Here is a 20,323-nt window from a genome sequence, read left to right as displayed (position 1 = left end):
TCCGCTGGACTCGTCCCATATTCGCGCCATGGCGAAGAATCCAGAACGGCCGAAAAAGCCCTCCAAAACCCCGAAATCCAAGGCCCACCGCCCCGAGCTTCAGGCAATCGGGCCGGCTTTGGCCGAACTGCTCAATCCCGCCATCAACCGCGGCGAAAGCGGCATCGGCTCGTCGACGGGATTGCAGCCGCCGCCCGACAATTCCTGGGATCGCCGTTCGGGCGGTGAAGCGGCCGCGCATCGCGCGCGCGCCTCTACCCGCGACAAGAGCGAGGATGTCGCAAGGCGCGATGCATCGTCCGCGGGCGCTGGCCAGGACGAACTCGGCGAAGCGCCGCAGGCGCGGTATGGCACGGCCGCGACGGTGCCGACGCTCGATCCTGAACTCGCGCGCCAGCTCGGGCTGCCGACCGAGGAAGACGATGCCGAGGCGCTCGCCCGCCCGCCACGCAGCAAGATGGAAGCGCTCGGCGTCAAGGCCACGGCCGAAGCGCTGGACACTCTGATCCGCGAGGGCCGCCCGGAGTTCCGGAAAGAGGACGGCTCGATGCGCGTGTGGACGCCGCACCGTCCGCCGCGCCCGGAGAAGAGCGAAGGCGGCGTCCGCTTCGAGATCAAGTCCGAATATCAGCCCAAGGGCGACCAGCCGGGCGCGATCGCCGAACTGGTCGAAGGCATCAACCGCAACGACCGCACGCAAGTGCTGCTCGGCGTCACCGGTTCGGGCAAGACCTACACCATGGCCAAGGTGATCGAGGCCACCCAGCGTCCGGCGCTGATTCTGGCGCCGAACAAGACGCTGGCCGCCCAGCTCTATGGCGAGTTCAAGAACTTCTTTCCCGACAACGCGGTGGAGTATTTCGTCAGTTATTACGACTACTACCAGCCGGAAGCCTACGTTCCGCGCACCGACACCTATATCGAGAAGGACTCCTCCATCAACGAGCAGATCGACCGCATGCGCCATGCGGCGACGCGCGCGCTGCTCGAACGCGACGACGTCATCATCGTCGCCTCCGTCTCCTGCATCTACGGTATCGGTTCGGTCGAGACCTACACCGCGATGACCTTCGCCCTGAAGAAGGGCGAGCGCATCGACCAGCGCCAGCTCATCGCCGATCTCGTGGCGCTGCAGTACAAGCGCACCTCGGCCGATTTCACCCGCGGCACGTTCCGCGTGCGCGGCGATGTCATCGACATTTTCCCCGCGCACTATGAGGATCGCGCCTGGCGCGTGAACCTGTTCGGCGACGTGGTCGAGAACATCGAGGAGTTCGATCCGCTGACCGGCCACAAGCAGGACGAGCTCGAATTCATCAAGGTCTACGCCAATTCGCACTATGTGACGCCGCGCCCGACCCTGGTGCAGGCGATCAAGGCGATCAAGGTCGAGTTGAAGCAGCGGCTGGACCAGCTCAACGCGCAAGGGCGCCTGCTCGAGGCACAGCGGCTCGAGCAGCGCACCACCTTCGATCTCGAAATGATGGAGGCGACCGGAAGCTGCGCCGGCATCGAGAACTATTCGCGCTATCTCACGGGCCGCCGTCCCGGCGAGCCGCCGCCGACACTGTTCGAATATGTGCCTGACAACGCGCTGGTGTTCTGCGACGAGAGCCACGTCAGCATCCCGCAGATCGGCGCCATGTTCCGCGGCGACTTCCGCCGCAAGGCCACGCTCGCCGAATATGGCTTCCGCCTGCCCTCCTGCATGGACAACCGCCCGCTGCGTTTTGAAGAGTGGGACATGATGCGGCCGCAGACCGTTGCGGTCTCGGCGACGCCCAGCGGCTGGGAGCTGAACGAATCGGGCGGCGTCTTCGTCGAGCAGGTGATCCGACCGACCGGGCTGATCGATCCGCCGGTCGAAATTCGCCCCGCGCGCACGCAGGTCGACGATCTCGTCGGCGAGGTGCGCGCCACCGCAGCCGCCGGCTATCGCTCGCTGATCACGGTGCTGACCAAACGCATGGCGGAAGACCTCACCGAATATCTGCACGAGCAGGGCATTCGTGTCCGGTACATGCACTCCGACATCGACACCATCGAGCGCATTGAGATCATCAGGGATCTTCGGCTCGGGGCGTTCGACGCGCTGGTCGGCATCAACCTGTTGCGCGAGGGCCTCGACATTCCCGAATGCGCGCTGGTCGCCATTCTCGACGCCGACAAGGAAGGTTTCCTGCGCAGCGAGACCTCGCTGATCCAGACCATCGGCCGCGCCGCCCGCAACGTCGACGGCAAGGTGATCCTCTATGCCGACGCCATGACCGGCTCGATGGAGCGTGCGATCGCGGAGACCAACCGTCGCCGCGAGAAGCAGATGGACTACAACGCGGCCAACGGCATCACGCCGGAGAGCGTGAAGAAGTCGATCGGCGACATCCTCAACTCGGTCTATGAGCGCGATCATGTCATGGTCGATCTCGGCGACCGCGGCATGGCGGACGACGTCATCTCGATCGGCCACAACTTCGAGGCCGTGCTCGCCGACCTCGAGACGCGCATGCGCGAGGCCGCAGCCGATTTGAATTTTGAGGAAGCCGCGCGCCTGCGCGATGAAGTCAAGCGCCTGCGCGCCACCGAGCTCGCCGTGGTCGACGACCCCACGGCAAAACAGCGCACCGTGCAGGACCGCGCGGGTTCTTACGCTGGCCCCAAGAAATACGGCGAAGCCGCAAATCTGCCCGAACTCGTCAGCCGCGCCGGCAAATATGCCAAGCAGAGCGGCGGCCCGCGGCGCACCACGACGCCGTTCGGTTCTCCCTCTCCCCGCTCTTCGCGGGGTGAGGTGCAAGCCCCACGAAGAACAGCGTCAACGGATGACTCCCTCTTCCCCTCGCCGTTCGAGGAGGATCGGGACGGCAAATCGAGCTCCCGCTCCAAAGTCCATAAGCCCCATCTCGACGAGATGCACGGCCCGGAGTCCCTGCCCCATCGCCCCAACCGCGTGCTGCCGAAAAAGCCAACACACGAGGGGGATGGCGAGAGCGGCAGCCGCATCTGGCAGCCGACCTCCTCGCGCGAAGCTGCGGGGCTTGAGCCGCCCAGCCCACGCTCGACCGGCGGCGCGCCGGGGAGACGCGGTGGATGGAAGAAGAGGTAAAGCCAGGGTCAAAACCCATAAACCGTACTCCGACGCGGCCGCTTCCAGACATTGGCCACGTCAAGTGGTTCGTCAGAGCCTGACCACGGCGTACCTCTTCGGTGTCGTATGTCGATCCTGCCTCAAGTTGTGCAGGTCAAATGCCTGGCTGATGGCAGTGCCTCAGCTACTTGCGCGCGGTCCACTCGGCTCGATCCACATCCAGCCAGTGAGACCGGCAAGTGCGGCGCAACTCGCCGGGACCAGCATTATCGTGCGTAGCGCACGCTCGAATGCGGCGATTGCCTCGGCATTAGCGTCGGCTTGTCCGGACATCACGGCGTTCAGAGCCTCGTTGGCTTGCGCCGGCGTCGTTCCGGGAAGATGATACAAGAAGCTTGCAAAGAACGCCGCTCCGAGCGCTGCGATCGCAAGCAGGCCAGCAACTCGAGCGACCGCATTGTTGATGCCCGAGGCAATGCCGGCATGGGCTTTGCCGGCGGCCCCCATCACCGTCGAGGTCAGCGGCGGCACCGTAATCGCCATTCCCACGCCTAGAAGGAGCATCGGTGGAAACACGCCAATCCAGTAAGTCTGGCTGAGGTCGACAAAAGCAAGCATCGCCAATCCGCAGGCCGCGACGATGGGCCCGGCTGCGAGTAGCAACCGCGGCCCCAAACGCTCGGCCATGGTTGCGGCGAAAGATGCCCCGAATCCCATTATCAAGGCAAAAGGCAGCAATGCTGCGCCGGCTTCTGTCGCGGAGTAGCCGCCGAGACGAATCAGGCCGAACGGCAGATAGTAAAGCGCGCCTCCGAGCGCGAAATAGAGCAACAGCGTCAATGCATTCGCTGCTGAAAAATTGCGTGATCGATAGAGCGATAAGGGCATCATCGCCCGCTCATGGAGGCGGGCTTCGATCACGACGAACGACATTAGCGAAGCGGTTCCCACTCCTAGGGCGGCCAGCACTGCTTTATCGCGAATTCCCGACGCCGGAATGGCGCTTAGGCCCCACGTGATCGCAGCAAGGCCAATCGCGACTGAGGCGGAGCCGCTCCAGTCAAGTTGCTTCGCGTTGGGATCGCTGCTTTCGCAGGCGAAGCGAAGCGCTAGTCCGGTCGCGGCAATGGCGAGTGGGACATTGAGGAGGAAGATTGCCCGCCATGATACCTGATCGACCAGCCAGCCGCCCAGCGACGGACCCGCCGCCATCGTCAGCGCACCTGCGCCCGCCCATATCCCGATTGCCCGAGTCCGCTCTTGCTCGCCAAAGGTCGCTCCTAACATTGCCAGACTGGCCGGCGTTAACAGGGCGGCGCCAACACCTTGAATCGCGCGGCTGACGATAAGCGCCGCAACGTTCGGCGAGAGCCCGCAAGCGATGGAGGCGGCGACAAAGACCGCAACGCCCAGAATAAAAATCCGACGTCGACCATAAAGATCCGCCGCCGAGCCGCCGATCAGCACGAGCGCACCGAGCAGGAGCAGGTAGGCGTTGACGATCCACTGCGTCCCTGCGGCATCCGCATGCAGCGCCTGTTGGATTGCGGGTAGCGCGATGTTCACCACTGAACTGTCGAGGAGGGCCATGCTGGACCCGACTATGGTCGCCGCTACCGTCAGCCACTTGCGTCTCTGTGACAGGGCCGCGTCAAAAGCCGGCGTCGCCTCGACGACCCCGGCGTCGCAGGGCGGCCGTATAAATCCAACCATTGGATGCTCGAAGGACGGTTGTCGCCGGTTAGGGTGCACCTAGCATATAGTGTTGACAACCTGTCTGCCCATGGCTGCGGGCTCGGGCTTAATGAGTCCGTGCCCTTACGCCCTCCTTGTCATTCCACCAGTTCTGGCCAGGGCACGATCGTTGATTTCACGGTCTTCATCGCCATCGCATCCTTCACGGCCTGAGCGATGCCCGCTTGCGAGAATGGATAGATGGTCTGCATCTCAAGCCACGGATATTTGTCGCGGGTGCGATAAAGCATGTCGACGCCGAGCGGCAGGTCATTGCCGGTAAAGCCCCAAGAGCCGAGCACGTTGAGGTCCTTGGTGCAGATGCGGTGCCATGAGGTTTGAATCGAGCCGGCATCGGTGAACTGTCCCATCTCGACATACGTGCCGCCGTCGCGCAGCATCTCGACGCCTTCCGGCCCCGCGCTCGGATGGCCCGAGCAATCCATCACAAGATCCGCGCCGAAGCCGCCGACGATCTCGCGCACCGCGCCGATGCGCTCCTCGGCCGTTTTCAGTTGCTCAATGTCGACAGTCGTTTCGGCGCCGAATTTGCGCGCGAGCTTCAGCCGCGGCTCTTCCGGCGCGCCAACGCAGATGACCCTGGCCGCCCCCATCTCCTGCGCCGCGGCCACAGCCAAAATTCCGATCGGGCCGGAGCCCTGGATCACCACCGTGTCGCCCCAGGAGAAACCTCCTGCCCGCGTGGCGCGGTTGAAGGCGCGGATGCAGGACGTCAGAGGCTCCGACAGCGAGCCAAGCCGCAGCGACATGTCGTCCGGAAGCTTGTAGATCTTGGTACCCGGCAGCATTTCGAGATCGACATAGACATATTCGGCCCAGCCGCCCCACAGATGCGGCGCCTTGTCGAAGCCGAGATAGCGCCCGTAATACACCGGCGTGAGGCATTTGTTGGCGTGCTCGGGATAGTGGATGCAGTAATAGCAGCGGCCGCACGGCATCAAGGGCGGGATCATCACTTTCGACCCTACCTTCAGCGGCCTGTCCATGAAATCTTCAGTGAACTCGGAACCGGTCTCGACCAGCACGCCGCCAATCTCATGTCCGAGCGTAAACGGCCACGGCAAGGGCTTCGGCCAGTGGCCTTTGAGGATGTGCAGGTCGGTGCCGCACACGCCGCAGGCGCCGACCTTGATCAGCGCCGCCTTGCGCGGAATCTTCGGCCACGGCACGGTGCGAATGACAGGCTCTGCGCCAGGGCCGTCGTAGGTGCAGACGCGGATCTGCTGCATGTCGAATGTCCTCCCACCCGTTCCGCTGTTCTGATCGCTTGCGCGGATAGAGAAGACTAACGAGAAGCGGCCGGCGATGCCAATCGGAACCCTGCCGATTTGCACCCTGCCGTTCCCATCCTGTCGCAAAACGGCGCAGCAGCGAAACACTGAACCATCGCCCGATGCGCGCGATTGCAAAAATCCTGTCCACTGCGCAGGGAAGGCCGGAGTGATTTCCGCGCTCACCTGTGGTCAACGCGCGCTCGCGCAATTTTTTTGCGCGGGGGCCGTGGGTGCGCAGCGGGCACCCGGTCTTCCCTGCGCCCTCTCTTCTTCGGTGGGTCGCGATGATGCAGAGCTCGGGCGCGCAATGCGTCGCGAGGATGCGAAGGCGTGTCTCTGCCGTCATTGCGGAGCAGGCTGTTTGACAGTTGAATCGGAAACCAACGCCGGGTCGTCCTGGCGAAAGCCAGGACCCCGACCGCGGAATCTATCCGTGGCGGATGCGAGTGGACGTCCTTCGTAGCAACGAAGGCCTGTGGTTATGGGCCCTGTGATTATGGGTCCTGGCTTTCGCCAGGACGATCATGAAGAGAGCGGCGCTGTCGCTGATCGTTCTCGCCCGGATTATATCTTCCCCTGCCCGTTCGCCTGGTTCTGCTGCATCTCGCGTTGCCGCTCCTGCTGCTTGGCGTGGTGGCGGCCGTAGAGGCAGCCGGCTGCGGCGCCGAGCATGCCGTGGTGGCCTGCATAATGGCCGGCGACCCCGCCGACGACGGCGCCCTTGATGCAACCTTTGGCATGGCCCGGTGAGCTCGCGGCAAGCGCGAGCGTCGCGGCGAGAATGGCGAACGGGATTTTCATGACGCGCTGCTCCAAAAAGGTTTTGCATCAATAACGGGGATGACTGACGGCGGTTCCGGGGATGACCTCGCTTGCGCGCGAGCGGCTGACGATACCGCTCGGCCGACATCGCCGTGTCCTCGTCACTTGCCCACAGCTTGTTTTGATCCACGAGGATACGCGGGCGACGCCGCAGGATGAGCGGCAATTGCGAGACAATCGTCGGAAAGCAACGGTCGGACCAGGCATTTCGGGCGCCGCGTGACGTGCATTCAATCGTACTGCAGCTTTCAGTTGAAAGGTGAACCGCCGTCAACGTTTTGCCGACCTATCACTTAACGATCTCTCAGAGGCTTTTGCGGATTCATCCGCGCGCCGATCGGGAGGCATCCGAGTTCGGAAACAAACAGCAATGCAAATGGAAAGAGTTTGCGGTCGGAACAACAATGGTCAACCACCTCAACCGCCAACGCGTGATCAGCTTTCTCAAAAGGTTCGAGACTGGCGACACCGAAGCCACGCTGGCCCGCTGCAGCAACGACATTGACGTCGTCGCCAACGCCCCCGTCGACATCCTGCCGCATATGGGCCATCGCCGCGGCAAGGACGAGGTACGGCAGATGTGGAAGACCATCCACGGCAGCTATTCCAGTATCCGCCACGAGTTGAAGACCATCGTCGCCGAAGACGACAAGGTCGCGGTCGACATGCGCGCCTACTACCGTAAGCGCGCGAACCGGCGCATCGTTCAGTTCGACATGGCGGCGTTCTATACATTAAGGAACGGCCGCATCACCCATATCCGCGAGATTCTGGATTCGTTCGATCTGGTGCAGCAGGTGCTCGAGCGCGACCTCACGGCCACCTTGCTCGGCAACAAGCAGAGCGACGCTTAATTGCTACCGCCTCTTACCTTCGCCCTTTCAAGGCGCCCTGCAATGACAGGCAAGACATTTGCGCGCCGCGCCTTGAACCCTACGCGAGCCCTGCCGCCACGACGAGACGCCATCGAACGGGAAAGCGGCGGCTCGGGCGGGTAGCGCTGTCGTCCATTTGATTTGGAACCGCCCGCATCTGTGTAATGCAAAAAATGCGGATTGCGTTTTCGGCAAATTCGATTATTTGTGCGCAAACAACAGTGCAGCAATGGAGCCGCGCGCGTCGCGAATGACGCGCCCCCGGTCGGCCCATTTGCTGTTTTTTGCACTTCATTTCAGGATCGCAGGTAAATGACAGAGCATAGTCTCTGGCGTTTTGCGCGCGCATTGCATCGCGCGATCAACGAACGCCAGTTGGAAGCCATTGAGCCGTTGATCGACGACGACGTGGAATGGGCGATCTACGGGCCGATCGACATGTTTCCCTTTCTCGGCGCACGTCGCGGCAAGTCCGCCGTGCTCGAGGTGATCAGGCAGATCGCAAACTACGTCAGGGTCTATCGCTTCGATCGCGAGTCGGTGCTGCTCGGGGCCGATACGGCGGCTTCGATGCTGCGCTTCTCGCTCACCTCGCTCGACTCCAACAAGCCGATTTCCCTGCGACTTGCGCATTTCGCCCAGTTCAAGGGTGGGCGGCTGCGCAGCATCCGCGTGCTGCTCGACACCTTCGACCTGGTCGAGCAAACGCTCGGCCGGCCGATCCATCTGCCGAAGATAACGTCGTTCGCGTGAGGGGACGGAGCAACACTCTCGCACGCTTGACGCAAGTGTGAATCTCCCGTCACAATTCTGCACCTGAATCTCCGCATTATGGGCGGCGAAATTCGCGGGCTGGGTTCATGACATCCAATATATCGTCCTGCAGGCTGAAGGCTCTGATGCTGGCGGCCGGTTTTACCGCGGTCATCGCGCTGCCGGCATCGGCGCAAAGCCCTTGGCCGGAAGATGCCGAGGCGCCGGCCCAGCAGATCGCGGCACCCGCCGCCGACGATCACGACATGAAGGATATCGACGTGAGCAAGCTCGACTGGAGCCAGCTCAATGTCGATGCCTCCAGTCGCGGCGAGGCAATGGCGCGCCCCATGCCGAACGCGCCGAAAAAGTCTGCGATTACCGATATGACATGGTCGGCCAAGGACAACCCGAACGGCGGATCGGCGGTGTCGGTGAAGCAATCGCTTTCCCCGTTCTGGGACACCCGCGTCGGCGCCGACATGACGGTTGCGCGGGAGCCCACCACGATGTCCGAATTGCTTGCGGAGAAGACGGCCAATGGCGGCAACGTCCCTCAGTCGGGAGGCACGGCCTGGGCGGCAATCACCGCGCCCGGCGCCGGCTCACTGTGGGACAAGACGTCGGTCGAAGCCCGCGTCGATCCGTCCCAGGACCAGAGTAAGGTCGGCGCCTCCATCAGCAAATCGGTGCCGCTGTCCGGGCAATACTCGCTGACACTGCAGAACGGCTATGACGTGACCGAACAGGGCGCCGTCCCCCTGCCCGGCATCGGAGCCCACTCGAGCCGGGGCTTTGACACCGACCAATCGGCGAAGCTTGATATCGGCGACACCGGTACGAGCCTCGTCGCCGGCCAGAGCCTCTCCTCATCCGACGACAGATGGCTGCGTAAATTCGGCGCCGAGCAGAAGCTCACCGACGGCGTCACCATCTCGGGCTCGATCGGCGAGACCGCTCAGGGCGTGACCAACAAGAGCGTGACCGCAGGCTTCAAGCGGAGCTGGTAATCGCTAAGAAATAGGGTAAATTTTATTCAAGCTTGACACGCTTTCTTCTCGCTGAGGCAAGGGCCAGGCCACTCTCTTCTTCAAAAAGCCTTCAAAAAAGCCGTCCTGCCACTGCAAATCCATCGAATGATCGAGCATTGCCGCAGATCGGCCGCGATGCGGTCAAAATCAGTCCGCCACATGGGAGCCTGTACTTCCATTCGTCGTGCGGGGGACACTCGCGCTAACCGCGAAACAGGGGTTAAAGCCGATGAGCATTCTGCGTTCGGAAAAAGTTGAAGCGACCGAAACCGAGGTAATGGACAACAATCTCGCCGCGGTCTCGGAGGTCGAGGCCGGCATTCGCGATTTCGTCCGTAACGATATCGCCTATCTGCGCCGGCCGGCGTCGCAGGGCGGCACCGAGCCCGCGCTCGATGCAAGCGCGGAGGCAACCGTGAACAATGTCAACTCGCTGATCCAGCGCGTCGCGGGCACCTCGCTGTCGGAGATCGAAAACCTGATCACCGAGCTGGAAAGCCTGCGCGACCTCTTGCATGCCGAAGGCCAGCGCGTCCAGCGCGAGATTTCCGGCTATGCCCAGCTCAGCCAGGCGGCGATGAAATCGACGCGCATGATCTCGGACAACGTTTCGCAGTGGAAGCGCGCTGCCGAGAACCTGCGCAACGGCTAAAGTTCGTTCGTCTTCTCTGAAAAAACCGCCGCCTCCCCTCAATGGGAGCGCGGCGGTTCTGATTCGCGGCCGGCAGGAGGAAATATCCGGTCGCAAAATGCGACGTATGGTTAGCAAGTATGGTTAGCAAAGACCTGCTTAGTGGCCATCGGCGGACGTGGTCTCAAGCGAGTAGACCCCGTCGGCATAGCCTTTCACCACCATGGTCGTGGTCAGCATCACCGCAATCGTGATGCTCGCAAAAATAAAACCCACCAATTTCAAAGCGCCGCGATCCGCCATCGTTTGTCCCCTGCCGTCTTCTAGGTTGCTCTCTTATGGGCAGGACAGTGTTCAAAATGCGTTAGCAAAGAATGAGTTTCGCAACATTGTGAAAAGCGGTGAAACGCGGCACCCGTTCGTTAACCATCTTCGTTTACGCGCCGCGGCACGAAGGCGGTTGCGAGCACCGAATAGACGAGCTCACCGCGCTGATTGGTGCCGGTGTTGCGCCCCTCAAGGATTCCCCATTGCGGCCGCGACGCCGAGATCCGCTTGGAGACGATCTCGCTCGCGAAACTGATCGTGTCCCCCGCCAGCACCGGCTTGAGCCAGCGCAGTTCGCGAAAGCCGGGCGAGGGTCCCCACACCGCGATCTTGTCGCCGCGCGCCGCCGCTTCCCGCATCTGGCGCTGGGCGTCGGCGACCAGAAGGCTCATGCAGACCGAACCGACATGCCAGCCGGAAGCGGCGAGCCCGCCGAACAGCGATTTGCGGCCTTCCTCCTCGTCCAGATGAAAGCGCTGGGGATCGAATTGCGCGGCGAATTTCTTGATCGCGGCAGCTGTGAAGGTGAAGGAGCCGACCTCGCGCCGCTGACCAACCTCCATGTCCTCGAAAAAACGCATCAGCGCATGCCCTCCGCAGCGGCTGTCCGCCGGCCGATGATCATCGGCGAGGTCATCTCGCACAGCGCCTCTCCTGCCGTGTTGCGGGCGGTGCTCTTGAACGTCACGATGCCGGTGTCGGGGCGGCTGCGCGAGACCCGCGCCTCGATGACATCGACCTCGAGCGTCAGTTCGTCGCCGGGCCGCAGCGGCGCGAGCCAACGCACCTCGTTGACACCTGGTGAACCGAGCGAAGCGGTGCGATCGACAAAGCCGTCGCAGAGCATGCGCATCATCAGGGAGCAGAGATGCCAGCCCGAGCCCGAAAGGCCGTTTAACATGGATTGGCTCGCCGCCGCCTCATCCAGATGCATCGGCTGCGGATCGAATTCAGCGGCAAAGGCGAGGATTTCCTCGCGCGTCACGCGGCGCGGTCCGAAGCTGCCGAAACGGCCGGGCGCAAAATCTTCAAAGGTTAGTGTGGTCATCGGGGAATTGCGGTGCGGAAAGCCAGATTGTGGCCGTACTTTGAGGCAATCTCAATCCTGTTTACCCGCATGGCCGATGCTCGATCTTGTCGGAGAGCGCATTCGGGGTTAGGCGGGAGCTATCAGCCATCAGTTCAAGCGTAAGCACATTTCGCTTTGCCGGGGGAGAGCCGACCGATGTTTGAATTTCGGGACCTGTTTCAGTGGGACCGTTTCATCACGCCGACAATCATCAAGACGTTCTATGGGCTCGTGATTGCGCTGATCTGCCTGTTCGGCCTGTCCGGTATTTTTTCGGGACTGGCCGCCATGGCGATCAGCCCGTTTGGCGGGTTTTTGGTGCTGCTCTCCTCCATCGCCAGCGTCGTGGTCGGCATCGTGTTTTCGCGAATTCTCGCCGAGTTCATCCTGATCGTGTTTCGCATCAACGAGCATCTCGGCGCCATCCGCGACCAGGGCGGGATGCGATGAGTCCCGTCCCGGGGCGCGCACCAGCGTGAACCCGGAATGACGCTGTTGCAGCGGCCTAGGTATTGAACCTGAAATGCATCACGTCGCCGTCGGCGACGACGTAATCCTTGCCTTCCAGTCGCAGCTTCCCCGCCTCGCGCGCGCCGGCCTCGCCGCCGAACGCAACGTAGTCGGCATAGGCGATGGTCTCCGCGCGAATAAAGCCCTTCTCAAAATCGGTGTGGATCACGCCGGCGGCCGCGGGCGCCTTGGTGCCGCGGTGAATGGTCCAGGCACGCGCCTCTTTCGGTCCGACGGTAAAATAGGTGATGAGGTCAAGGAGCTGATAGCCGGCGCGGATCAGGCGATCGAGGCCGGCCTCCTCCAGTCCCAGCGTCTGCAGGAAATCGGCGCGTTCCTCGCGCGAGAGCGTCGCGATCTCCGATTCGATCTTCGCCGAGATCACCACCGAAACCGCGCCCTCCTTGGCCGCCTGTTCAGCGACCATCTTGGAGAACGCATTGCCGGTGGCGGCCGAGGCCTCCTCGACATTGCAGACATAAAGCACGGGCTTTGAGGTCAACAGCCCGAGCATTTCGAAGGCACGCTCCTCCTCGGACTTGCGCTCGAGCAAGCGGGCCGGCTTGCCCACACGCAACAGCTCCAGCGTGCGGTTGACGAGATCGAGTTGTTCCTTGGCGTCCTTGTCGTTGCCCTTCGCCTTCTTGGCGAGATTGTCGACGCGCTTCTCCAGGGTATCGAGATCGGCCAGCATCAGCTCGGTCTCGATGGTCTCGATGTCTGCGAGCGGGGCGATCTTGCCCTCGACATGCGTGATGTCGGAGTCCTCGAAGCAGCGCACCACATGGGCAATCGCGTCGACCTCGCGGATGTTGGCGAGGAACTGGTTGCCGAGCCCCTCGCCCTTCGACGCTCCGCGCACCAGGCCAGCGATATCGACAAAGGTCAGCCGCGTCGGAATGATCTGCCCCGATTTGGCGATTTCGGCGAGCTTTTCCAGCCGCGGATCGGGCACGGCGACTTCGCCGACATTGGGCTCGATCGTGCAGAACGGATAATTCGCCGCCTGCGCCGCCGCCGTTTCGGTCAGCGCGTTGAACAGCGTCGATTTGCCGACATTGGGCAAGCCGACGATACCGCATTTAAATCCCATCTTGCTTTGTCCACTTCTTCGCACAGCTGCGCTGCGCGTGAATTACCAGCTCGTCATGCGCGGGCCTGACTCGCGCATCCATCTTTCCCTGATAGATTGGATCGCCGGATCAAATCCGGCGATGACAGCCCGTGCTTATTCCTTGGCGTCGTCGCCCTTCTCGAAAAACCCCTTCGCCTGCATTGCCAGATGCACCTTGTTCTGAAACGTCGAGTCGCGCCCGGTTGCAAGCAGGGCCGCGTTGTCGGCGACCGCCTCGCAAAGTGCGCTAACCCGGGGCACCTCGTCCTTGGCGAAATCGGACAGCACGTACCCGTGCACCAGCTCCTTGACCCCGGGATGACCGATCCCGAGCCGCACGCGGCGATAATCGTTGCCGATATACGAGCTGACCGAACGAAGGCCGTTGTGGCCGGCGATGCCACCGCCGATCTTGACGCGAACTTTTGCCGGCGGCAGTTCGAGCTCGTCCTGGAACACGGTGACCTCGGAAGCGCCGAGCTTGAAGAAGTTCGCCGCCTCCTGCACCGCGCGCCCGGATTCGTTCATGTAGGTCGCGGGCTTGAGTAGGATCACGCGTTCGCCATCGAGGCTGCCTTCCGACGTCTCGCCTTGAAAGCGACGGCGCCATGGTGCGAAACCATGACGCCGCGCAATCTCGTCGACAGCAAGGAAGCCGATGTTGTGCCGATTACGCGCGTATTTCGCGCCGGGATTGCCGAGTCCGACGAAGAGCTGCATGACGCGGCATCCCGCGCCAGCTTATTTCTTCTTGTCGCCGCCAGCAGGCGCTTTCGCGCCGCCCGCGGGAGCCGCAGCGGCCGCAGGTGCCGCCGCAGCGCCAGCCGCTGGAGCCGCAGCGGCCGGAGCACCCGCCGCAGGAGCGCCAGCCGCAGCAGCAGCCGCCGCCTTCTGCTCTTCGGCGTAACCGGATGGCGGCACGATGGTCACGAGTGTTGCATCCTCGCGCGCCAACGCCTTCACCCCCGCGGGCAGCTTGATATCGGACAAATGCAGCGAGTAACCGATTTCAAGCGCGCCAACATCAGCCTCAAGGTATTGCGGGATGTTTTCGGCCGAGCATTCGATATCGATCGCGTGAGTCACGATATTGACAGTGCCGCCGCGCTTGACGCCGGGCGAGATGTCCGCACGCTGCACATGCAGCGGCACGCTGATGCGGATGGTCGCGCCTTCGCCGAGCCGCATGAAGTCGACGTGGATCGGGAAGTCGCGCACGGGATCGAGGTGGAAGTCACGCGGGATCACGCGGTGCTTCTTGCCGTCGAGCTCGATGTCGTAAATCGTGGTCAGGAACCGGCCCGCCAGGATACGCTGGCGCAGTTCGCGGTCCTCGACCGAGATCGGCAGCGGGGGCTGGTTGTTGCCATAGATCACTCCGGGAACTTTCCCGGCGCGACGCTCTGCCCGTGCGGCCCCCTTGCCGACTGACGGACGTGCGGTCGCCTTCAATTCCTTGACGGTCGCCATTGTCTTAAGTCCTTGTTTTTAAAAGCTAAAGGCCGCAAACGCGGCCCGTTTTGCTCACTCCGCAAGCATGCCTCCAGGGGTGTCGGGGCTGCGGATGTGGCGGCGTTCTAGCCGCAAAGCGGCGAAATGACAAGGAAATGAAGGGATTTTTCTGCTGAACTGCCGATATCCGCTTGGGGCGAGACGGCCGGCAACACCTAACACGGTCATTCCGGGATGGTCCGATGGAGCAGGCCCGGAATCCCGAGATTCGGGTTCGATGCTTCGCATCGCCCCGGAATGCGGGTGCCGCGCAGCTCTAGCCGTCCGCCCTTGTGCCGCCGAGATCGGGGCCATTCGGCGAGACCCCGAGCTTGGCTTCCAGGGCCGCAATGCGCGCCTTGAGCGCCTCGTTTTCCTCGCGCGCCAGGCGCGCCATATCCTTGACCGCCTCGAACTCCTCGCGCTTGACGATATCGAGATCGCGCAGGATCTTTTCGGCCTGATTGCGCCAGAGCGCGTCCATCTCCTTCTTCATGCCCTGCGCCGCGCCCGCGGCGTCGTTCATCAAGCGGCCGATCTCATCAAAAAAACGATTGGTAGTCTGGGTCATGGAAACAACTCCGGTGGCTAACGCCTTGTGCGCATTGTCCAAGCCAGAGAATGGCGATACCAGGGACCGCGTTCAAGACCCGCTGACCACCGCTGCGACAGGCCGCCTTGTCATGCTGCGGTTTCGTTGCCATCGTAATGAGCGGGCTGAGCCCAGGATACCCCCCAAGACACACAAAAAGACACACAGAAGCGCCATGATCGACCGGCAGATCGAGACCGCGACCGAGGAGGGCCACAGCACACCCCTCTTCACCCATCCGGAGCGCAACGGCCGAAACGTCTTGGCCGTCGCCATCGCTGCTTGATGCCTTTTCTGCTGATCAACTTTCCGGTCTTCGACCCGGTTGCGATTGCGATCGGGCCAATCGTCATCCGCTGGTACGCGCTCGCCTATATCGGCGGAATCGTGATCGGCTGGATCTATGCGCGCTCGCTGCTCAAGAACGAGACATTGTGGGGCGGACCGGCGCCGATCTCGCTCGTCCAGCTCGATGATTTCATCCTCTGGGTGACCATCGGCATCATCCTCGGCGGCCGCACCGGCTATGTGCTGTTCTACAATCTCCCCTTCTTCATCCAACACCCGGCGGAGATCTTCGAACTGTGGAAGGGCGGCATGTCCTTCCACGGCGGCTTCCTCGGCTGCGTCGTCGCGGTGATCTGGTTTGCACGCAAGAATAACGTGCCGATCCTCTCGCTCGGCGATATCACGACCGCCGTCGGGCCGATCGGCCTGTTCCTCGGCCGCATCGCCAATTTCATCAACGGCGAACTATGGGGCCGGCCGGCGGACCCAAGCCTACCCTGGGCGATGATCTTTCCCACCGGCGGACCGGTGCCGCGCCATCCGAGCCAGCTCTATGAAGCGGGAATGGAGGGCATTTTTCTGTTCACCGTCTTGGCCGTCATGGTTCGGCTCGGGGCGCTGAAGCGACCCGGGTTGATCCTCGGCTCTTTCATCACGATTTACGGGATTGCGCGCATCGTCGGTGAACATTTTCGCGAGCCCGACCCGCAGCTCGGATTTTTGTGGGGAGGACTGACCATGGGTATGCTGCTGTCGTTGCCGATGGTGATTGCAGGCATTCTCATCGTTGTGCTGGCTTGGCGGCACGGCACGGCCAAGTCCGCGCCGGCAAGCCGCTAATTCCTTAATCCAAGGGTGCTCTGAGGGCGTGACCGGGTCTTCGCTGCTGCTGAACGAGATCAAGAAGCTGATCAGGTCTTCCGGCCCGATGCCGGTCTGGCGCTACATGGAGCTGTGCCTGATGCATCCGCGGTACGGCTATTACGTGTCGCGCGACCCGCTCGGCCGTGAGGGCGACTTCACGACCTCGCCGGAGATCAGCCAGATGTTCGGCGAGCTGCTCGGGCTATGGTCGGCCTCGGTGTGGAAGTCGATGGGCTCGCCGCCGACGCTGCGGTTGGTCGAGCTCGGCCCCGGCCGCGGAACCATGATGGCGGACGCATTGCGCGCCCTGCGCGTGGTGCCGCCGCTGTACCAAACGCTGAGCGTCCATCTGGTCGAGATCAATCCAGTGCTGCGCGAGAAGCAGCGTGCGATGCTTTCGGGCGTGCACAGCGTCACCTGGCACAACCATCTCGACGAGGTGCCGGAAGGCCCGGCGATCATCCTCGCCAACGAATATTTCGACGTGCTGCCGATCCATCAGGCGGTCAAGGGCAAGACGGGCTGGCACGAACGGGTCATTGAGCTCGACAGCAATGATGATCTCGCCTTCGGCGAAGCCGCCGAGCCGATGCCGCATTTCGACGTGCTGGTCCCGTCCTCGGTCCGCGCGGCGCCCATCGGCGCCGTATTCGAATGGCGTCCCGACGTAGAGATCATGAAGATCGCATCAAGGGTACGCAACCAGGATGGCGCCGCGCTGATCATCGACTACGGTCATCTGCACAGCGATGCCGGCGATACGCTGCAGGCCATTGCCCGCCACAGTTTCGCCGATCCGTTGGAGGCGCCGGGACGGGCCGACGTCACCGCGCATGTCGATTTCGAGGCGCTTTCACGCGCGGCCGAGGATGTCGGCGCCCGCGTCCACGGCCCGGTGACCCAGGGCGAGTTCTTGCGGCGGCTCGGGATTGAGACCCGCGCGGCGACGTTGATGGCCAAGGCCGGCCCCGAGATGGCGGAAGACATTGCCGGCGCGTTGCAGCGGCTCATCGGTGGCGGCCGCGGCGGCATGGGATCGATGTTCAAGGTGCTCGGCGTCGCGGCGCCTCACCTGACCTCCCTTCCGGGCTTGAGCGACGAGGAGCCTGCCGCATCATGATGCTGTCATCGCCTCTGCTTTCGGCCATCCCCGGCTTGCGCCACGCGTTCTTCACTCGCGAGGGCGGCGTTTCCGACGGCATCTACCAAAGCCTCAATGCCGGGCTGGGCTCCAGCGACGATCCGGCCCAAGTCGCAGAAAACCGCCGCCGAATGGCGGAGCGGTTGGGCGTTGCAGCGGAACATCTGATCAGCGCGCATCAGATCCACTCGCCGGACGCGGTGGTCGCCAATGGCCCGTGGCCGCCAAGCGCGCGGCCGAAGGCCGATGCCATCGTCACGGCAACCGCAAATCTCGCGATCGGTGTGACCACGGCCGATTGCGGTCCCGTCCTGCTGGTCGACCCGAAGGCGCGGGTGATCGGCGCAGCGCATGCGGGGTGGAAAGGGGCGCTGACCGGAATTCTGGAATCCACCATCGCGGCGATGGAAAAACTCGGCGCCGATCGTGCCGGTATGATCGCTGCGATCGGGCCCCTGATCCGGCAACAAAGCTACGAGGTCGGCAACGAATTCGTCGTGCGCTTTCTCGATGCGGATGCGGAGAACGCGATGTTCTTCCTTCCTTCCGCGCGCGCCGCGCACGCCATGTTCGACCTCGCGGGCTACATCCGAATGCGGCTGGAGCACGCCGGAGTCCTGATGATCGACGATCTCGGTGTCGACACCTATTCGGACGATCGCTTCTTCAGCTATCGCCGCTCCGTGCATCGCAAGGAGCCGGACTATGGCCGGCACATCCACGCGATTGCGCTGGAATCGTGACCGCGGTCGTTCATCATCCGTACCCCGCCAGCGCCCTAGACGTTAATGCATTTTAACGATATCGCTCCTCTCAATGAGGGAAGCGTCAATTCATCTGGAGCGGGCGAGCCGTGTCGGCCTGCGCGCTTGTTTCGCTGCGGTTCTGCTCGCAACAGCAGGCGCACTCGGCGGCTGTGCCGGCAGTGCGGGCCCGAGCGGCGCCTATGCAATGGCGACGACGGAAGGCCCCACGATTGCATTCGAATCGATCGACGGCCCGCCGCCGCAGGTGTTCGACCGCATGGTCGGCGTGCTCGACAGCGAGAGCAAGCTGCGCAACCTCTCCGTCGTGTCCCGCGAAGGGCAGGCCGCCTACCGCGTGCGTAGCTATCTTGCAGCGCAGGTGGTGCGCGGCCGCGCCGTGATCGCCTGGGTCTGGGACGTCTATGACCGCGATCAGCAGCGCGCGCTACGGCTCTCAGGCGAAGAGCAGGCGGGCAAGGCTGGCAACGATCCTTGGGCGGCCGCCGACGACCTGGTCCTGCACAAGATCGCGCAAGCAGGTCTCAGCGGGCTCTCCGGCATGCTGAATGGAATGCCGGAAGATGCTCCGCCTCCGGCGCCCGCGACACCAAAATCGGGTCCGGCGATCGCCAGCGCGGAACCCACCGCGCCGGTATCGGGCGGCGATGGTCTCGGGCCGCTCAGCTACACGGATCGTTAGTCAAATCTCGCCCGACAGAGGGATTTTTGGCCGGGAAAACCGCACCGGCGGGTTGCCATCTGCGTTATCTCCCTGATATTCCCTGCCCCGTTGAATTTAGCCGGTTCCACGGGGAAACCCGATATGTTGAACGTTGTCTCCACGCCGCGGGGAGAACTCTCGATGTCGGCCAAGAATGGCGCCATCAAGCTCGTTGCCGGCAATTCCAATCCCGCGCTGGCTCAGGCCATCGCCGGATGGCTTGAATTGCCCTTGACGAAGGCGGTGGTGCGGCGCTTCGCCGACATGGAGATTTTCGTCGAAATCCAGGAAAACGTCCGCGGGTCGGACGTCTACATCCTGCAATCGACCTCCTACCCGGCCAATGACCACCTGATGGAGCTGTTGATCATCACGGATGCGCTGCGCCGGGCCTCCGCCCGCCGCATCACCGCGGTGGTGCCGTATTTCGGCTATGCCCGGCAGGACCGCAAGTCAGGTTCGCGCACGCCGATCTCCGCCAAGCTGGTTGCGAACCTGATCACGCATGCCGGCGCCGACCGCGTGATGACGCTCGACCTGCACGCGATGCAGATCCAGGGCTTCTTCGATATCCCGACCGACAATCTCTTTGCCTCGCCGGTGATGGTGCGCGACATCAAGGACCGCTTTGACCTTGCCAAGGTCATGGTGGTCTCGCCCGATGTCGGCGGCGTGGTGCGCGCGCGCGGGCTCGCCAAGCGCATCAACACCCCGCTCGCCATCATCGACAAGCGCCGCGAGCGGCCCGGCGAATCCGAGGTCATGAACGTGATCGGCGACGTCGCGGGCTACACCTGCATCCTGGTCGACGACATCATCGACTCCGGCGGCACGCTGGTGAACGCGGCCGACGCGCTGCTCGCGCACGGTGCCAAGGACGTCTATGCCTACATCACCCATGGCGTCCTGTCCGGCGGCGCGGTGACGCGCGTGACCTCCTCGCGTCTTAAGGAACTGGTGATCACCGATTCAATCCAGCCCACCGAGGCGGTACGCAACGCGCCCAACATCCGCACCCTCTCGATCGCCTCGCTGATCGCAGAAGCCATCGGGCGCACTGCGGCGGAAGAGTCGGTTTCGAGCCTGTTCGATTAAACCTCGCCCGTTTTGCTATCGGCATTTCAAGCGCCCTTCGTTCAGCCGTCATCGCCCGGCTCGACCGGCGATCCAGTATTCCAGAGAGGTCGAGGTTCAGTTGAGAAGCCGCGGCTACTGGATGCCCCGCATGCGCGGG

21 protein-coding genes are annotated in these 20,323 nt (G+C 63.0%); 11 read left to right on the top strand and 10 right to left on the bottom strand.

Annotated features, from left to right (window positions below; all coding sequences use genetic code 11):
* Positions 1-28: 28 nt before the first annotated feature.
* The gene (uvrB, locus tag F758_RS0101550; protein ID WP_084305000.1) at positions 29-3,103 is read left to right on the top strand and encodes an excinuclease ABC subunit UvrB; all 3,075 of its coding nucleotides are present in this window, start codon (positions 29-31) and stop codon (positions 3,101-3,103) included.
* A 162-nt stretch (positions 3,104-3,265) separates the two neighbouring features.
* Here the strand turns inward: uvrB and F758_RS0101545 are convergent, their stop codons facing one another.
* From F758_RS0101545 to F758_RS0101535, 3 genes are all read right to left on the bottom strand, one after another.
* Positions 3,266-4,798: an MFS transporter gene (locus tag F758_RS0101545; RefSeq protein WP_024506192.1), complete on the bottom strand. Its 1,533-nt coding sequence runs from the start codon at positions 4,796-4,798 to the stop codon at positions 3,266-3,268.
* 119 nt (positions 4,799-4,917) lie between these two features.
* Complete coding sequence (locus F758_RS0101540) at positions 4,918-6,069, bottom strand: zinc-binding dehydrogenase (protein WP_024506191.1); 1,152 nt, start codon at positions 6,067-6,069, stop codon at positions 4,918-4,920.
* Positions 6,070-6,678: 609 nt separating this feature from the next.
* A complete protein-coding gene (locus tag F758_RS0101535) occupies positions 6,679-6,915 on the bottom strand; it encodes a hypothetical protein (RefSeq protein WP_024506190.1) in 237 nt (78 codons plus the stop codon).
* Between the two features lie 425 nt (positions 6,916-7,340).
* On the opposite strand from F758_RS0101535, the gene F758_RS0101530 reads away from it, so the two are divergent.
* The 4 genes from F758_RS0101530 (at position 7,341) to F758_RS0101515 (ending at position 10,247) form a co-directional block, all read left to right on the top strand.
* Positions 7,341-7,790 carry a nuclear transport factor 2 family protein gene (locus F758_RS0101530; protein ID WP_024506189.1) on the top strand — a complete coding sequence of 150 codons (450 nt, stop codon included), beginning with the start codon at positions 7,341-7,343 and terminating at the stop codon, positions 7,788-7,790.
* A 333-nt stretch (positions 7,791-8,123) separates the two neighbouring features.
* The gene (locus F758_RS0101525) at positions 8,124-8,564 is read left to right on the top strand and encodes a nuclear transport factor 2 family protein (RefSeq protein ID WP_024506188.1); all 441 of its coding nucleotides are present in this window, start codon (positions 8,124-8,126) and stop codon (positions 8,562-8,564) included.
* 107 nt (positions 8,565-8,671) lie between these two features.
* Positions 8,672-9,574, top strand: a complete 903-nt coding sequence (locus F758_RS0101520) for a hypothetical protein (RefSeq protein ID WP_245286390.1) — start codon at positions 8,672-8,674, stop codon at positions 9,572-9,574.
* A gap of 250 nt (positions 9,575-9,824) precedes the next feature.
* On the top strand, positions 9,825-10,247 hold the full coding sequence (locus tag F758_RS0101515; protein WP_024506186.1) for a hypothetical protein: 423 nt from the start codon (positions 9,825-9,827) through the stop codon (positions 10,245-10,247).
* 138 nt (positions 10,248-10,385) lie between these two features.
* Here F758_RS0101515 and F758_RS50660 read toward each other — a convergent pair whose 3' ends face one another.
* The 3 genes from F758_RS50660 to F758_RS0101500 form a co-directional block, all read right to left on the bottom strand.
* Positions 10,386-10,529 (bottom strand): hypothetical protein, encoded by a 144-nt coding sequence (locus F758_RS50660; RefSeq protein ID WP_024506185.1) that lies wholly within the window; start codon positions 10,527-10,529, stop codon positions 10,386-10,388.
* Positions 10,530-10,648: 119 nt separating this feature from the next.
* Complete coding sequence (locus F758_RS0101505; protein ID WP_024506184.1) at positions 10,649-11,134, bottom strand: MaoC family dehydratase; 486 nt, start codon at positions 11,132-11,134, stop codon at positions 10,649-10,651.
* Positions 11,134-11,601, bottom strand: coding sequence for a MaoC family dehydratase (locus F758_RS0101500; protein WP_024506183.1), 468 nt, complete (start codon positions 11,599-11,601; stop codon positions 11,134-11,136). The genes F758_RS0101505 and F758_RS0101500 overlap by 1 nt, the downstream gene beginning before the upstream one ends.
* Positions 11,602-11,778: 177 nt before the next feature.
* Here F758_RS0101500 and F758_RS0101495 point away from each other — a divergent pair, with 177 nt between their 5' ends.
* Entirely contained in the window at positions 11,779-12,072 is a 294-nt protein-coding gene (locus F758_RS0101495; RefSeq protein WP_024506182.1) for a DUF4282 domain-containing protein, read from the top strand.
* A gap of 55 nt (positions 12,073-12,127) precedes the next feature.
* Here F758_RS0101495 and ychF read toward each other — a convergent pair whose 3' ends face one another.
* The 4 genes from ychF to F758_RS0101475 all read right to left on the bottom strand — a co-directional run bounded on the left by ychF (position 12,128) and on the right by F758_RS0101475 (position 15,308).
* The gene (gene ychF / locus F758_RS0101490) at positions 12,128-13,225 is read right to left on the bottom strand and encodes a redox-regulated ATPase YchF (RefSeq protein ID WP_024506181.1); all 1,098 of its coding nucleotides are present in this window, start codon (positions 13,223-13,225) and stop codon (positions 12,128-12,130) included.
* 135 nt (positions 13,226-13,360) lie between these two features.
* Positions 13,361-13,966: an aminoacyl-tRNA hydrolase gene (gene pth, locus F758_RS0101485; protein ID WP_024506180.1), complete on the bottom strand. Its 606-nt coding sequence runs from the start codon at positions 13,964-13,966 to the stop codon at positions 13,361-13,363.
* Positions 13,967-13,987: 21 nt separating this feature from the next.
* A complete protein-coding gene (locus tag F758_RS0101480; protein WP_024506179.1) occupies positions 13,988-14,716 on the bottom strand; it encodes a 50S ribosomal protein L25/general stress protein Ctc in 729 nt (242 codons plus the stop codon).
* A gap of 298 nt (positions 14,717-15,014) precedes the next feature.
* Complete coding sequence (locus F758_RS0101475) at positions 15,015-15,308, bottom strand: accessory factor UbiK family protein (RefSeq protein WP_024506178.1); 294 nt, start codon at positions 15,306-15,308, stop codon at positions 15,015-15,017.
* 306 nt (positions 15,309-15,614) lie between these two features.
* On the opposite strand from F758_RS0101475, the gene lgt reads away from it, so the two are divergent.
* The 5 genes from lgt to F758_RS0101445 all read left to right on the top strand — a co-directional run bounded on the left by lgt (position 15,615) and on the right by F758_RS0101445 (position 20,184).
* Positions 15,615-16,457, top strand: a complete 843-nt coding sequence (lgt, locus tag F758_RS0101465) for a prolipoprotein diacylglyceryl transferase (RefSeq protein WP_024506176.1) — start codon at positions 15,615-15,617, stop codon at positions 16,455-16,457.
* An 88-nt stretch (positions 16,458-16,545) separates the two neighbouring features.
* Positions 16,546-17,601, top strand: coding sequence for a class I SAM-dependent methyltransferase (locus F758_RS0101460; protein ID WP_051386627.1), 1,056 nt, complete (start codon positions 16,546-16,548; stop codon positions 17,599-17,601).
* The gene (gene pgeF / locus F758_RS0101455) at positions 17,598-18,365 is read left to right on the top strand and encodes a peptidoglycan editing factor PgeF (RefSeq protein WP_024506174.1); all 768 of its coding nucleotides are present in this window, start codon (positions 17,598-17,600) and stop codon (positions 18,363-18,365) included. The genes F758_RS0101460 and pgeF overlap by 4 nt, the downstream gene beginning before the upstream one ends.
* A 73-nt stretch (positions 18,366-18,438) precedes the next feature.
* On the top strand, positions 18,439-19,068 hold the full coding sequence (locus tag F758_RS0101450) for a hypothetical protein (RefSeq protein ID WP_024506173.1): 630 nt from the start codon (positions 18,439-18,441) through the stop codon (positions 19,066-19,068).
* Between the two features lie 162 nt (positions 19,069-19,230).
* Positions 19,231-20,184 (top strand): ribose-phosphate pyrophosphokinase, encoded by a 954-nt coding sequence (locus tag F758_RS0101445; RefSeq protein WP_024506172.1) that lies wholly within the window; start codon positions 19,231-19,233, stop codon positions 20,182-20,184.
* The last annotated feature ends 139 nt before the right edge of the window (positions 20,185-20,323 follow it).

Origin of the sequence: Bradyrhizobium sp. ARR65, from assembly GCF_000472385.1 — a bacterium.
GTDB lineage: Bacteria > Pseudomonadota > Alphaproteobacteria > Rhizobiales > Xanthobacteraceae > Bradyrhizobium.
The sequence above is the reverse complement of the archived record's forward strand: the minus strand, read 5'-3'. Positions and strand labels throughout refer to the sequence as shown.

What these genes read in the sequence shown, in the direction of transcription:
- uvrB (WP_084305000.1), top strand. Translation starts at nt 29, where the DNA reads ATGGCGAAGAATCCAGAACGGCCGAAAAAGCCCTCCAAAACCCCGAAA.
- F758_RS0101545 (WP_024506192.1), bottom strand. Translation starts at nt 4,798, where the DNA reads ATGGTTGGATTTATACGGCCGCCCTGCGACGCCGGGGTCGTCGAGGCG.
- F758_RS0101540 (WP_024506191.1), bottom strand. Translation starts at nt 6,069, where the DNA reads ATGCAGCAGATCCGCGTCTGCACCTACGACGGCCCTGGCGCAGAGCCT.
- F758_RS0101535 (WP_024506190.1), bottom strand. Translation starts at nt 6,915, where the DNA reads ATGAAAATCCCGTTCGCCATTCTCGCCGCGACGCTCGCGCTTGCCGCG.
- F758_RS0101530 (WP_024506189.1), top strand. Translation starts at nt 7,341, where the DNA reads ATGGTCAACCACCTCAACCGCCAACGCGTGATCAGCTTTCTCAAAAGG.
- F758_RS0101525 (WP_024506188.1), top strand. Translation starts at nt 8,124, where the DNA reads ATGACAGAGCATAGTCTCTGGCGTTTTGCGCGCGCATTGCATCGCGCG.
- F758_RS0101520 (WP_245286390.1), top strand. Translation starts at nt 8,672, where the DNA reads ATGACATCCAATATATCGTCCTGCAGGCTGAAGGCTCTGATGCTGGCG.
- F758_RS0101515 (WP_024506186.1), top strand. Translation starts at nt 9,825, where the DNA reads ATGAGCATTCTGCGTTCGGAAAAAGTTGAAGCGACCGAAACCGAGGTA.
- F758_RS50660 (WP_024506185.1), bottom strand. Translation starts at nt 10,529, where the DNA reads ATGGCGGATCGCGGCGCTTTGAAATTGGTGGGTTTTATTTTTGCGAGC.
- F758_RS0101505 (WP_024506184.1), bottom strand. Translation starts at nt 11,134, where the DNA reads ATGCGTTTTTTCGAGGACATGGAGGTTGGTCAGCGGCGCGAGGTCGGC.
- F758_RS0101500 (WP_024506183.1), bottom strand. Translation starts at nt 11,601, where the DNA reads ATGACCACACTAACCTTTGAAGATTTTGCGCCCGGCCGTTTCGGCAGC.
- F758_RS0101495 (WP_024506182.1), top strand. Translation starts at nt 11,779, where the DNA reads ATGTTTGAATTTCGGGACCTGTTTCAGTGGGACCGTTTCATCACGCCG.
- ychF (WP_024506181.1), bottom strand. Translation starts at nt 13,225, where the DNA reads ATGGGATTTAAATGCGGTATCGTCGGCTTGCCCAATGTCGGCAAATCG.
- pth (WP_024506180.1), bottom strand. Translation starts at nt 13,966, where the DNA reads ATGCAGCTCTTCGTCGGACTCGGCAATCCCGGCGCGAAATACGCGCGT.
- F758_RS0101480 (WP_024506179.1), bottom strand. Translation starts at nt 14,716, where the DNA reads ATGGCGACCGTCAAGGAATTGAAGGCGACCGCACGTCCGTCAGTCGGC.
- F758_RS0101475 (WP_024506178.1), bottom strand. Translation starts at nt 15,308, where the DNA reads ATGACCCAGACTACCAATCGTTTTTTTGATGAGATCGGCCGCTTGATG.
- lgt (WP_024506176.1), top strand. Translation starts at nt 15,615, where the DNA reads ATGCCTTTTCTGCTGATCAACTTTCCGGTCTTCGACCCGGTTGCGATT.
- F758_RS0101460 (WP_051386627.1), top strand. Translation starts at nt 16,546, where the DNA reads ATGCCGGTCTGGCGCTACATGGAGCTGTGCCTGATGCATCCGCGGTAC.
- pgeF (WP_024506174.1), top strand. Translation starts at nt 17,598, where the DNA reads ATGATGCTGTCATCGCCTCTGCTTTCGGCCATCCCCGGCTTGCGCCAC.
- F758_RS0101450 (WP_024506173.1), top strand. Translation starts at nt 18,439, where the DNA reads ATGAGGGAAGCGTCAATTCATCTGGAGCGGGCGAGCCGTGTCGGCCTG.
- F758_RS0101445 (WP_024506172.1), top strand. Translation starts at nt 19,231, where the DNA reads ATGTCGGCCAAGAATGGCGCCATCAAGCTCGTTGCCGGCAATTCCAAT.